General features: G+C 44.7%; 7 protein-coding genes. 6 read left to right on the top strand and 1 reads right to left on the bottom strand.

The features are described from left to right. Positions 1 to 2: 2 nt before the first annotated feature. A complete protein-coding gene (locus QSH61_RS18135) occupies positions 3 to 2507 on the bottom strand; it encodes a zinc-dependent metalloprotease (protein WP_206473489.1) in 2505 nt (834 codons plus the stop codon). A 263-nt stretch (positions 2508 to 2770) separates the two neighbouring features. Between QSH61_RS18135 and QSH61_RS18130 the strand changes: the two genes are divergently transcribed. From QSH61_RS18130 to QSH61_RS18105, 6 genes are all read left to right on the top strand, one after another. Further along, positions 2771 to 4012: an efflux RND transporter periplasmic adaptor subunit gene (locus tag QSH61_RS18130; protein ID WP_206473487.1), complete on the top strand. Its 1242-nt coding sequence runs from the start codon at positions 2771 to 2773 to the stop codon at positions 4010 to 4012. 10 nt (positions 4013 to 4022) lie between these two features. Next, entirely contained in the window at positions 4023 to 4727 is a 705-nt protein-coding gene (locus QSH61_RS18125) for an ABC transporter ATP-binding protein (RefSeq protein ID WP_010606919.1), read from the top strand. A 10-nt stretch (positions 4728 to 4737) separates the two neighbouring features. Next, complete coding sequence (locus tag QSH61_RS18120; RefSeq protein ID WP_206473485.1) at positions 4738 to 7122, top strand: ABC transporter permease; 2385 nt, start codon at positions 4738 to 4740, stop codon at positions 7120 to 7122. Between the two features lie 2 nt (positions 7123 to 7124). Next, entirely contained in the window at positions 7125 to 9500 is a 2376-nt protein-coding gene (locus QSH61_RS18115) for an ABC transporter permease (protein WP_206473482.1), read from the top strand. A 243-nt stretch (positions 9501 to 9743) separates the two neighbouring features. Further along, entirely contained in the window at positions 9744 to 10910 is a 1167-nt protein-coding gene (locus QSH61_RS18110) for an efflux RND transporter periplasmic adaptor subunit (RefSeq protein ID WP_010606916.1), read from the top strand. A gap of 15 nt (positions 10911 to 10925) precedes the next feature. Continuing rightward, positions 10926 to 14078, top strand: coding sequence for an efflux RND transporter permease subunit (locus QSH61_RS18105; RefSeq protein WP_174170218.1), 3153 nt, complete (start codon positions 10926 to 10928; stop codon positions 14076 to 14078). Positions 14079 to 14128 lie beyond the last annotated feature (50 nt).

The following is a 14128-nucleotide window of genomic DNA, read 5'->3' as shown; positions in this document are numbered from 1 at the left end:
AGTTACGCTTCTAACGCTTTTGTGATCATACGATCAATATACGCTTTATGTGCCTTAGTTGCCTGATCGGCACCCCAAGCTGTGCTCTTATCCAAAATACTCTGCAGTTGGAATAGTGCAGCGGCTTTTGCCAAATTGTCGTATTTGCTCGCTTTGCTCAATCCTGCAACATTAATTAAGCGAGAAACGTACTCAATTTGTAGGTTCTGGCTTAAGGTAGTTGCATTCTTATCAGCAACGAAAATAGCGGCAGTCAGGTCGTTCATCACCTCGTTTAGGCTGTATTCGTTACCATAGTACGTAGAGTCGCTGATACGTTGTAATACATTCGCGTGTAGTACTTGGTCTAGTACCGACTTTTGCATGCCAAGTACCATCTTATGGACTTTAGGATCTTCGTTCTTACCATAATGGTTAAAGCCACGGCGCTGCGCTTGCATGTAGTTGTAAAGAGGCTGCATATTTTCAAGCACGGTCGGTGCGAAAACCATTTCCTTAAGCGCGGTCATAGCCGCTTTTTGGCGCGCAAGTGGTACTGGTGTAAATGGTTTTGTTTCACCTTCTGTGCCTACTACGCTGCGCTCAACGTATACACCGCCAATTTGGCGTGAAATCACAGTTGCTTGAGCACGGTATTGACCAAACAGCATATTCGCAGAGGTTAATAACTGTTGGTTAGACTGACCTTCAACACGCGCTTTGTCTTTTAGTTCGGTGAATAAATGGTTGACCAGAGTCATGCGGTCAACCCCGTATGTCACCGGATCGGATGATAAGTCGCCAATCATCACGCGAGGATCAATATGACGCCCCGGCGCACGCATATCGTCGGCATCGTTGCCAAAAGCTAAGCCATGTTCGCCAGAACGAGATAAGATCTTTTCAAGGCGCTGTTGCTCTTGGGTGTCATCGTTAAGTGCTGTGCTGTAACCAAATTCTATCGCCCAATCATCGTACGGACCTGGTTTGGTTTGGAAGATATCACCTTGGTCAACGCCTAGAGGGGCAATGTTAGCTGGCGCGTAGTCCATCACAGAGCCGGTTACGATACCTTGTGTTTTTGACTTGTCGTGTACTTCTTTAGGACCCCACAAAATAGAAGACTTCATGTTGTGGTTTAGGCCTAAGGTGTGTCCTACTTCATGAAGAACCAACTGTACTAAGCCCTGTCGTAGCATTTCTTTGCGTTCGATGTCAGCACCTGTTGCAAGGCTTGCCGTCATCAATTGGCCCTGCATTTCATGTCCAAGCGAACAGTGTAGTGTATCGCTTGATGCTTGAGCACCATGGCTCATTTGACCTTGAGAGTAGAGTGAGTCATACATCCAGCGGTTACGCATAAATACATACTCTAGCATGATGTCGGAACCAAGAATTTGGCCAGTAAGCGGGTTGGCAGTTGCTGGACCATAGCCGCCAAACGGTGGGCGAGGTGAAGAAGTCCAGCGCAGTACATTGTAGTTGATATCACCCGCATCCCAAGTGGCATCGTCAGGTTGTACTTTTACAACAATGGCATTCTTAAAGCCGATTTTCTCAAACGCACTATTCCATCCTAGTACACCATCACGAACCGTGTCACGCCATTCGACTGGTGTGGTGTTTTCAATCCACCACACGATAGGTTCAACAGGTTCAGAAAGCGCCGCGCTTGGATCTTTCTTCACTAAGTTCCAACGCTTAATAACGTCTTTATACGGCGCCCAATCTGGTGAAGTTTGCACGTCAAACTGATTGGTGAAGTAACCGATACGTGCATCATCGTAGCGAGGTTGGTAGTCATTGTCTGGCAGTGCGACAAAACTATGTTGTACTTTTAGCGAGACAAAACGTGAGTCTGTCACTGCATTTGAACCTGCAACTTTTGGGTCTGGGTTACTAAAGACATAATCAACAACAATATCTAAGTTGTTGCTATATGGACGGTGCTTAACGATTCGAGATTTCTTCTCGTCTAATTTGCCAAGGGCAAAGCGCTTGCTTGCGTTCTTGTCATCTGCACGTTTCCAAGGAGATACTTTATGTAGTGACTCACTTAAAAATAGCTTATTTGCTTTGAATAAAACTTTACCGTCTTCAGCTTTTTCAATTTCGATACTGGCGAGTACGGCTTCACTGATGTTGGCATCGCTCGCGTTCGCAATAGCTGAGTTTTCATCAAAGATAAAACGCGGCGTTTTGCTGATAATATCAATGCGGTTAAAGTGTTTTCTAAACTCAATCAGTTTCGTTTCTCGGTAGTTACCTCGAAAATGGCCGACATCGGTAACGCCATCAACAGTATGCGCGAAGTATAAGAATGGAGTATCAAGTTGCGTCTCATTGAGTTGCATTAGGTATTCTCCGCTTTCTTTATCCTGATAAAGCGGAAACAGGCCATCAATACTGGTTTTATTTTCGACTAGTGAAGCGATTGTTTTTTCTTCTTCTTTTTTGTCTTTTTTTGCAAAGCTTGGGGCGCTTGCGAAGGTGAGCGCGAGGGCAATGCTTAATGCAGTTTTCTTCATAATGTTGACTCGAAATTGTAAAAATCTGAGTGTACCCAAAACATCAGAGCCTGTCAGAAACTCAAGGTAAAATGAATGTAACAAAAGATAAACGACATATTGGCAAACAAAGTTAAGATCTCTTTTCAATTCCGAAAAGCTGTGTTCGATTTCGAAATATCAGCCGGTTTTGATATCTGGAATTAATTTAACTTATTGAAATGTTAGTTTATTTTTATTTGGCATGGTTCTCGCTAACAGTCGACAGTCAGTGAGGAGGGAACATGGATCTAGTCAAACCGGCAAAACCAAAAAAAACCAAACATTACATCGTTGCTATCTGTTTAATGGTGGTGATAATTGTTTATTTACTGTGGCAACAGTGGGCGTCTCATTCTAGTGTGATGCGTGCTGAAATACTGGTAGCGGAGGTCAAACAAGGTCCGCTTACGTTGTCAGTAGATAGCTTTGGAGAATTACGTAGTGCTGAGCAGTTTTTATTAAACGCCCAAAGTGCGGCTATTGTTAAGGTGATCCATCACAAAGCAGGCGCAATTATTCGTAAAGGGGATGCGATAGCCGAGCTTGTGAGCCCTGATCTCGTGTTGCAAGTTCAGCAAGCCAAACAAGCTTTGCGTCAGTCGCGGGCAATAAAAGAGCAGCTGCTACTCACTCAACAAAGGGAGCTGTTAAACGAACAAACACAGCTGATGCAAAAACAAGGCGCGCTAAAAACCTTAGTATTGCGTCACCGCGCGGAGCAAAGCCTTGCACAACAAGGCATTATTTCCGCGCTGAACTTTGCCCAAACTGAAACCAGTTTGCGTACCTTACAACATGAAATTACCATGCTAGAGCAGCAAGCTAAACAGTTACAAGCACTACATGGCTCGGCGCTTATTCTTGCTAACGAGGAAATCAATATTCGTGAACAAGAACTCAATAACTTACTAGAAAAACAACAACAACTGGAGATTAAAGCCAGCACTTCAGGGATCATTGAGCGCATGCCTCTGGCGCTTGGGCAACGAGTCAATGTTGGTGACGAATTAGCATTGATTGGCTCTAACCAGTCGTTGATGGCGGTATTGTCTGTGCCACAATCCCAAGTGCGCTGGGTTGAAACTGGGCAAGACGTGATGGTGAACATGCAGGCCAACAAAGTAAAAGGCAAAGTGCTCCGAGTTGACCCCGTGGTGGCAAACAATAGCGTGGAAGTAGAGGTGAGTTTACCAAATACCTTACCGAAGCAGGCGCGAGCGCAGCTGAGTATCTCTGCCAGCATCGCCATTAAGCATCTTGCCAATGCCACCTATGTTCAGCGCCCTGCCAATGCCAAAGACAATCAAACGCAGACCTTATTTGCACTGACTAGTGATGACACCGCAAAGCCGCTAGAAATCACCTTTGGTGCTTCAACGGGGAAATATATTGTTATAGATTCTGGCGTTGAAGCCGGGAAACGATTAATCATTTCTGATCTAGCCTATCTTGCCAGTCTAGATGAGACAATCTTATTAAAGTAGGAATATCAAAATGATAGTGCTTAAAAATATCAATAAAGTGTTCGAAACCGAAGAACTACAAACACACGCACTGAGAAATATTTCACTGGAAATTGCAAAAGGCGATTTTATTTCGATCTCTGGCCCATCAGGATGCGGTAAATCTACTTTGCTATCCATCATCGGTTTAATTGACCAAGCAACAAGTGGTAGCTATACGATTGGTGCTCATGATGTGACAACTCTGACGCTTGATCAGGCCGCTGAGCTTCGCAATGAGCATATTGGGTTTGTCTTTCAGGCTTTTAATCTCATTGATGAAATTTCGGTATTCGATAACGTCGCTTTACCCCTAAAGTATCGTCCTGAGAAGTTGAGTAAGGCTGAAGTAAAGCTCCGAGTCGAGTCTTGTTTACAAAAGGTTGGGCTGTCGCATCGCGTTCAACATAAGCCAAATCAGTTATCAGGCGGGCAGCAGCAGCGTGTCGCGATTGCTCGTGCTTTGGTGACCGAACCAAGCATTCTACTGGTGGACGAACCGACGGGTAACTTAGATTCGAAAAGTGGCGATCAGGTGATGCAATTAATCGCTGAATTGCATCAGCAAGGCACTACAGTTTGTATGGTGACGCACGATCCACGTTATGCCGATATGGCTCCAAGGCAGGTGAAATTGTTCGATGGTGAGCTGTTAGGCACCGTCGCTTCTGCTCAACCTGTTAGTCAACGAGCATAGAGAGGGCACCATGCAAGTGTTCAACTTAGGCCGTGCAAATATTTATCATGTTAGTGTGGTGACTACGCTGAGCTGTGTATTCGTTGTGATGCTGGTCGCAATGGGGATGTTACATAGCCTGTATTTCTCACCTCTACCATACCCGGATTCAGAACGTATTGTGAAGCTTGAATACCCGATGTTTGATGAAAATGGCAACGAGAGCAGCGAAGCCTTTAACTATCCATCATTGATGTATTTATACGAGCATAAACCTGCCGCAATGGAGCAACTGGCGATGGTGCATTATGCCGAGCAACTGCTTACTTCGGATGTTGATGCGCCTCAAGTTGAATCGGCTTATGTCTCGCCACAGTGGTTTAGTATTTTTGATATGCCGCTTGCGATGGGGCGGGTTATTACTGAACCTGTCGATGAGAGCAGTCCTGTCGCTGTGCTGAGCTATCAAGCTTGGCAAAGTCACTTCAATGGTGATCCTGATATTTTAAATAAAACGCTGCGACTGGATGGGCGAGAGTTTACGATTGTCGGGGTGGCTGCAGAGCAGTTTTATGAACCTAACTTAAAAAAGCTGACACACAACACTGCGGTCTGGCTACCTTGGCAATACAACCTAACTTCAGAGGAAGCTAAACCTTACTGGTGGAACCGATATGCGCTTAACTTGATGGTGGGTAAGTTGGCTACAGGGGTGGAGCATGAACAAGTCAGCCTCTCGCTATCGAACGAAATGAACACACTTTGGCGCAACAAAGTGAGCGACAGTGAGTATTTTGCGAAGTGGTATATTGGCATTCGCGCGGTGTCGTTGAAATCAATTATGCTCGGTAAGTCTCCCTTATTGTTATTTGGAATGTTTGTGGTATCGCTTGGTTTACTTGGTATTGCGCTATTAAATATCAGTAACTTATACCTTGCAAGACTCAGTCAGATCCAGCGCACGCTGGCAATTCAAGCGGTGGTGGGAGCAAAAATAAGAGATATTGCGCTGATGCAGTGGTTACCGTTGCTAGCACTTTGCTCAGTATCACTCGTGGTTGCAATTGGCGCATCTTATGTTATCTGCCAGTGGCTACAGCAAGAACTCGTGGGACTGTTGCCGCAAGCGCAGCTGATAGCGTTAACCTGGCAAAGTATACTTGCACTGGGATTGGTCGCTTTATTGACGAGCTGGTTATTGTTGTTCGCAGGAATGTCTGCAATACGCTTTCGTCACTTAACGCACATGCTAAAACAAAGCGGTAAGGGGAATGCCGTTGTTGTGAGTGCGCGAGTGCAACGGTTCATGGCGGTGAGTCAGTTAAGTATTTCTATTATCTTGCTCTTCTTCTGCTTCAATGTCGGCGTTGCTGCCATATCTCATCTAAAAAATGCTTATACGGTAGATCTCAAGAATAAATACGAAGTGACGTTTTATGCCCCTGATACTATGCCAAGAGATGAATACACAGAGGTAATGCGTCAAGCCAGTGAAGTCCTTGCGAATACCGCAGAAGTAATCGCGGTGAGTCGAAGCCGTTCACCCATCGGACAAGGCGTTGGCACTTGGTCATTGCAAGAAGTCGAGACGCTCGAACGCGTGCATCCGGTTGGCCGAGTTGTGGATAGTGGTTATCTTGAGTTTTTTTCTTTGCCGTTACTACAAGGTCAGTTTTTCGATAGTGAAGCGGTGCGCCGCGGTGAGCAGCAGTTAATTATCAATAAAACCTTTGCTGAGCAGCTAGGTGGAGAGGAAAAAGCGCTAGGCAAGCGTCTGAGCTTTAACATTACCGACGAAGATGCGGCATTTGAAATTATTGGTGTCGTTGCTGATTTAGCCGTGCCAGGCGAACCTGCACTGCCCCATGTGTATCGGGCAGTACAAGGAAGTAATACGGTGTTAATTAAGACTCAGCAGCCTGTCACTAAATCCCATTTTGCAGCGCTGCTGATGCAAGTTCATCCAGCATTGAAAATCTTTAGTTTTAAATCACTTACTGCGCAGCGTGAGCAATACCTGTTGACTGATACCTTGGTTACCTATGGAGCACTGTTTATCTTCGCGTTGGCGTTGTTGCTCGTGATTATTGGCCTATTTGGTGTCTTTCGTTATAGCCAATCACTTAAGCTTTCTTATTACGGCACGAAAATGGTGCTGGGTGCTAAGCATAGCGATCTCACTCGAGAGGATCTTACTACCCACTTTAAGCACATAAGTATAGCGTTAATGATCTCCCTAACAGGGTGTTTATTATTGTCGCCATACTTTCAGCAAACATTTAATGTGGCAGAGTTTTCGATTGCGGCTGTGGGGATAGTGTTGGTGTCGAGTTCGTGTTTGTACTTTTCACTACAGCAAATACTGCGCAGGCCACTCAACGCATTAATCAACCCATCTGAATTAGTGAAGGGATAAGCATGACATTATGGCATAAGCTATTGAGGCGATTGAGGTATAGGCTTAGGCTAAGTCTGATGTTAGTCGTGTTATTGAGCGGCGCTTTCGCCGCTATGATGATGAGTATTGGCTTATCATGGCAAGCTTATCAGTCGCTACCTTATCCGCAAAGCGATAAACTCGTTTGGCTGCAAGGGAATATGTTAGATGAACATGACAAGACGATCATGGAAAATGCTATCTCTACGCCTGTTGCGTGGCAGCTTGCTCAAGACAAGCAATTGTTTGATAAAGCCTCCGCAGTATTGTATAGCCACAGCTTACTACGTGGTTCAGTGGTTGAGCCAAGGATTGAGACAACTTACGTCGGTGATGATTTCTTTTCGCTCTTTAATATTGCTTTAAAAGAAGGGAGGTGGTTTTCCCAAAGTAATGAGCTTGGTACAGCACCTAACGAAGTCGTTGTGACAGAGTGCTTTGTGCAGCAATATTTTCCTGATGAAAATATTATAGAGCAGAGCATTCAGCTAGATGATCGTCGTTATATCGTGGTGGGAGTGGTCGCGTGCGATGAGTCTGAACCGCAGTTATATCAATCTAACCGGATGAGTGAGGTATTTTTGCCATTCACACTTATGATGGGTGACCGTATTACGGGTATGGACCACTTGGCGGTAAGAAGCGACTTATTTCTTGTGGGTCGCATAAAACACGAAAATGCGCAGCTGCAATTAACGCTTTTGCAGGCGCAGTTTCAAACTGCATTTGAGCAAGCTCAATTAGAACAAGGGATATCTGGTCGTGCGACGCTCAGATTTTCGTTGTCACCACTTGCTGATAAATTAAAAGGGCAGCTAAGAACAACCACGCAATGGTTAGCACTTGCAGGTGTTGGGCTGCTTGTCATTACCTTAGTGAATGCATTTTCACTCTACTTGTTAGATTTTAAAGCCAAACAAAACCAGCTGGCACTGGCGATTGTACTCGGTGCTAAGCACGGCAATCTGCAACTCGAGCAGTGGCGTTATATTGCCTTAATTTTTTTGTTTGCGTCATTGCTTGCCATAGGGGTAGCTAATGCTGGCGTTTGGCTAATGCAGTTTTGGGCAAAGGAGGCTCTAGCCCATGCTGTTTGGCTCAAGCTACCTTGGTGGAGCTTCTCATTGGCAGTTGCCTTTGCTCAACTTTGTGCACTGGTGTTTGTAAAGCTGGCAATGTCTCAGGTGTCATTTAAGGATATTCATAGTCAACTAAGTGGCTCAGGGAAGGGGCAGGTCAAACAATTACCTAAGTCAATGAGTCAAGCCTTACTCGGATTGCAAATCGGTGTGGGCATAGTCACAATGAGCTTTGCGTTTTGGCTATTGAGCTACTTTGGCGGGCAGCTAAATACCTCAAGTGGTTTTAACTCAAATAACCTTTATTTTGTTGAGTTACAGCAAAGTAACTACGACCGCAGCTCAGATGCTATTCAAGCAAGATATAATCAAGCGATGATAAACTTGTCGGCGCTTAGACAGCACCCAAGCGTCGAGAGTGCTGCTCTGGCTGGCGTATTACCCCACGAATTTGTATTTCTGGAGCCGCTAAGCTTAGTTGATGATGGCAGCGACTCAGTCGTCGCTTATTTACAGCTCAGCGGGCCAAATTACTTTATCACCTCAGGCCTAAGGTTTATTGCTGGTGGCGGATTCTCTGAGGATGACCTAGCTATCAATAGTTCAGGGAAAAAAGTGGTGCTCAATCAGCTTTTAGCACAGCGCCTTGGCGTAACAGCAGCAGATATCGGCATGACCATCTACGACAGAAATCAGCGCCCCATTACCCTTGTGGGTATTGTCGAAAATACCTTTAGCCATACGTCTCAAGCACAAGCCTTAGCTTATCTACCTTTTAATTTTATTAGTGGAAATATTCTGGTGCGAGCCAAAGCAGGAGAGAAATTAGGCTTGCATACGGTTACCGCCTTGTACAAACAACAAAACCCAAGCCAATCTATTTTAAAGCTCGTCGATATCAAATCGCGGATGCAGCAACTCAATAAAACAGCCATGCTGAGCTTTTTAGCTGGGCTGGTGATCGCACTGATGATGTTAATACAGGTAGTGGCAGGTATGTATGGTTTGCTCGGCTACCTCGCCATATTGAGTACGCCAGTCTTCTATATCAAGCGTTTAGTCGGTGCTAAGGTACGTGATGTTCTTATTGAGCAGTGTTGGAGTCGGGCTTCTCTCGTGTTAGTCGCAGTTGTTATTGCAGTTTTCTTGTCTTTAGTCGTGGCGAGTACGTTTGGTATTTTGAGTCCACTGCTTGGGATCTATCTGTTGTTCGCTATCGTATTGGTAGGCAGTATAGTTCTAGTGCTTGAGCTTCATCATGTCACTAAGCAGATCTAGGGTGAAAAATGTGACAAAAAGCCGAAAAAACTGTTATATAAATCACAAAAATCGTACTTAAAAAGGTCTTTTCAAATCAATGGTTTTGGTACTTAATTGTTTGAAATAACTTTATAATTTTTGCTGTTTTTCGATAGTTATAAAAAGTTGTTCTAAAGGTGTAACAGATTCTTACAAATGTCACATCCGAGAACGCGCTAAACTTGGTACTATACGGTCAGGAAATTATCAATAGGTACTGTCATGCAAGCTAAAACTTTAAAATGGATTCTACCCTTTACCGTGCTTATAGTGGGTGTTGTCGGATTTATGTTCGTCAATGCCGTTGCTAAGAGTGAACCTGAGAAGCAAGAAGTCGATTCTCGTCCTGTTGTTGAAGTTGAAACACTCGCTGCGCAAGATCACCAAGTTGTGATCCAAAGCTATGGCGAAGTAAAACCGCTAGAAAGTACACAACTTTCTATTCAAGTATCGGGCGAAGTTGAATACTGGCACCCTAACTTTGTTGAAGGCGGTGTGGTACAAAAAGGCGAAGTGTTACTGCGTATTGAGCAAGATAACTACGAAGCCGCGTTACTACAAGCAGAAGCAGAACTTGCCAGAGCTCAGGCGCAGCTTATCGAAGAGCAAGCACAAGCTGATGTAGCTGCTGATGAAGCGAGAAGATTTCCAAATAAAAAGCATACCGACCTATTTTTACGTAAACCGCAGGTCATGAGTGCCAAAGCCTCTGTAAAATCGGCAAAAGCTGCACTGCAGCGTGCAAAGCGAGACCTAGAAAACTGCGAAGTTATCGCGCCTTATAACGCACTAGTGGTGAAAAAAGACGTTGGTCTTGGCCAGTTCGTTTCTATGGGTAGTTCAGTTGGTACGGTCAATAATATCGAAACGGCGGAAGTGATTATTCCTATCGCGGGTTTTGATTCTGTGTTCTTACCTGAGCGAGTGTCAGGGCTTGCCGCTACGGTTTATCAGCGTGGTGTGAATGCCTTCACTCGTGAAGCTGAGATTGATAGAGATTTAGGTACTGTTGACCAACAAACGCGTATGAACAACCTGGTGGTACGTATCAATGACCCGTATGGTCTCACAACGCGCCAGCCAGCGATAAAATACGGCACGTATGTACAAGTTAGCTTTGCGGGTAAAACGTTAAAACAAATCTATCGTCTACCACAAGATATCGTGAATAATCAGTCGGTTTGGTTACTTAATCAAGATAACCAGCTTGAGCCACGTAAAGTGCAAGTTATTCGTGAAGAGGGTGAGTTCTTCTTAATCGGCGATGGCATCACAAGTCGCGATAAAGTGGTCATGACACCACCTGAATATCCACAAAAAGGCATGGAAGTTAAAGTTGCTGGCACGGACTCCTCATCAAAGCCTAGTAGTCAGCCGGAAAAGCTGTAACAGCAAGGAGCGACCATGAGTGATATAGAAAAAACATCGCAGCGCGGTATTATCGCTTATTTTGCGAATAATACGGTAGCGGCGAACTTGTTGATGGTCTTCATACTGATAATGGGTTTTATCAGTTATATGACTATCCAAAGACAAATGTTTCCAAACTTTGAAATCAATTATGTGACGGTGTCAGCTGTGTATCCTGGCGCGTCTCCTCAAGAAATTGAAGAGGGGATTTTGATCAAAATTGAAGAAGCATTAAAAGACGTTACAGAAATCAAAAAAGGGGTTTACCGTGCCGCTAGAGGTAGCGGTAGTGCGCAACTTGAAATCTATAAAGATGAAGACTTAACGGAAGTAGAAGATAAAATTCGCTCGCGTGTGAATAGTATCGCGACTTTCCCAGCATCCATGGAGCCTGTGCAGGTTCAGCTTATAGAATTTCGTCAAGACGTGGTGAACGTCGCACTGGCTGGTAATCTACCGTTGAATGCACTCAAGCCAATCGCCAAAGAGATCGAAGATGAATTACTCGAAATTCCAACGATTTCATTGGTTGACCGTTCAACCCCAAACTATGAGATTGGTATTGAAGTTGATCCAGATGCTCTGCGCCGTTACAACCTAACGATTAGTGATGTAAGTAGCGCAATTAGACGTTATTCAACCAACATTTCAGCAGGTCAAATCAGAACTGAATCAGGCATCATTGCAGTGCGTGTTGAAAACCAAATGTACCGCGGTAATGAGTTTAGAAACATCCCTGTTAAGGTCGGTGATAACGGCGCCAAAATTTATCTTCAAGACATCGCAGAAATTAAAGACGGGCTAACTGAAGGTGAATATTACTTCCGTTTGAATGGTGAAAATGCGGTATTTCTGTCGGTTAAAGCGACCAAAGACCAAAATATGATCCCAATCGCGAAAGCGGTACATAAATATATCGAAGAGAAAAATGCTAAGTTACCCGCAGGCTTAAGATTAGAACCAATCGTTGATATGACGTACTACCTGAACGCTCGACTCGAGATGATGAAGAGCAATATGTTACAGGGTGCGTTACTCGTCGCAATCATGCTGACTATTTTCCTACGCTTCAAATTAGCGCTCTGGGTAATGATTGGCTTGCCGGTGTGTTTCCTTGGTGCATTCCTATTTATGCCAGCTCTTGGGATCAGTATTAATATCGTATCGCTATTTGCCTTTATTATGGTACTTGGGATCGTGGTGGATGACGCCATTGTCATAGGGGAGTCCGCCTACTCCGAAATTGAACGCAAAGGCCACAGCGTTAAGAATGTGGTGATTGGTGCTAAGCGTGTTGCAACACCAGCAACCTTCGGCGTATTAACAACCATTGCTGTGTTTGCACCTATGTTGTTCTCATCTGGTCCTGAAAGTGCATTCTTTAAGTCAATCTCGGGCGTTATTATTCTGTGCTTGGTATTCAGTTTGATTGAATCCAAATGGATTTTGCCAGCGCATATTGCTCATACTAAGATTAAACCACTGCGTCCAAACAGTCGTCGTGCTGCATTTAACAAGAAGTTCTTCGCATTTGTAAACGGACCATACAGACGCTTTATTCAGCGCTGTGTTGATTGGCGCTGGACCGTATTATTAACTTTTGTGGCGATGCTGGTATTTAGCTTTAGCTTAGTGACTTCGAATTTAGTGCGCTTTATTCCATTCCCGAAAGTGCCAGAGGATTATCCAAAGATCGAAATTACCATGAACGACAATGTCTCGGACGAGCAAACCATTGCGGCAATGCAGTCTATTGAGTTAATGGTGCGTAATGTCGATAAAGAGATTGCCCAAGAGTTCGGTCAAGGTATGGTTAAGGATGTATATTCTTGGAACCAAAGCCGCGCTAAGGGCTCAGTGTTATCGACGTTAGTTGACGAAGAGCTAAGACCATTTACGGCTTTTGAACTTGCACGCCGTTGGCGCGAGGCAATGCCAGAGATCACCGCAGTGAAATCAATCATCGTGTATGACAGTGTTGGCGATCAAAGTGGTGGTGAGGGCGAATTTGGCTATCGCTTGCTAGGTTCTGACATCGAGACCCTCAACGCGGCGGGTAGGCAGCTTATTTCAATGTTGCAGCAGCAACCTGGACTATTTGATATCAGCTCAAGTATTGACCCTGCGAGTAAAGAAATGCAGATCGCGCTTAAGCCAGTGGCTTATGAGCTTGGCTTGCAACTTGCTGATGTTGCGATTCAGGTTGGCAATAGCTTCTACGGTGGCGAAGCACAGCGTGTTATTCGTGATGGCGAAGAAATCAAAGTGATGGTGCGTTATCCTGAATTAGATCGTAAAGCTTTGGCTTCACTTAAGCGTACTATCATCACAACGCCAAAAGGTAAAGAAGTGATGCTAGGCGATGTCGTAGAGTTTACCGAGAAGCCGGGTATCAATTATATTCGTCGTGAAGATGGCTTTAGAACGGTATATGTATACGGTAGCATCGATGAAGAGCTGATTGAGCCAGATGCCGTGGTTAAGAATATCGAAGAAAATATCTTACCAGAGCTACTAAAACAGTTCCCAGGCGTCAAAACTAAGCTAGGTGGTAGTGTGGAAGAGCGTCAAGCGCAAACCAGTGAGCAGATCTTATTCTTTGCCGCTGGTATGTTGATGGTTTATATCCTATTGGCTGTACCGCTGAAGAGTTACGCACAACCGCTTATCGTGATGTCGGTAATTCCGTTTAGCTTGGTTGGCGCGCTATGGGGTCACTTAGTGTTTGGCTTGGATATGAGTACTATGTCTATGTTTGGACTAGTAGCCGCTGCAGGGGTTGTGATCAACGACTCCTTGGTAATGACGGACTATATCAACCAAGCACGTGCCGAGGGCGTTAAGCTTAAAGAGGCGGTTATTGAAGCGGGTTGTGCGCGCTTTAGGGCAATCACGCTAACCTCTATCACGACGTTTGCCGGTGTCATGCCAATCATCTTTGAAACGAGTCTACAAGCAAGGTTTGTTATTCCGATGGCGGTATCTCTTGGTTTTGCAGTGCTATTCGCAACGCTTATCACGCTGGTGTTAGTGCCGGCCTTATATATCATCTTAACGGATGTGCAGGGTGCGGGTTCACGCTTAAAAGCGAAGATCAGACGCAAGCCTAAATCTGACGATAACCAACTAGAGAAAGCAGAAGCTTAGAAACTCTCGTTTCCACTCAATAATATAAAGGCCGCGCAGTGATGCTCGGC

This window comes from Pseudoalteromonas sp. JC3 (assembly GCF_030291895.1).
Taxonomy (GTDB): domain Bacteria; phylum Pseudomonadota; class Gammaproteobacteria; order Enterobacterales; family Alteromonadaceae; genus Pseudoalteromonas.
The sequence above is the reverse complement of the archived record's forward strand: the minus strand, read 5'-3'. Positions and strand labels throughout refer to the sequence as shown.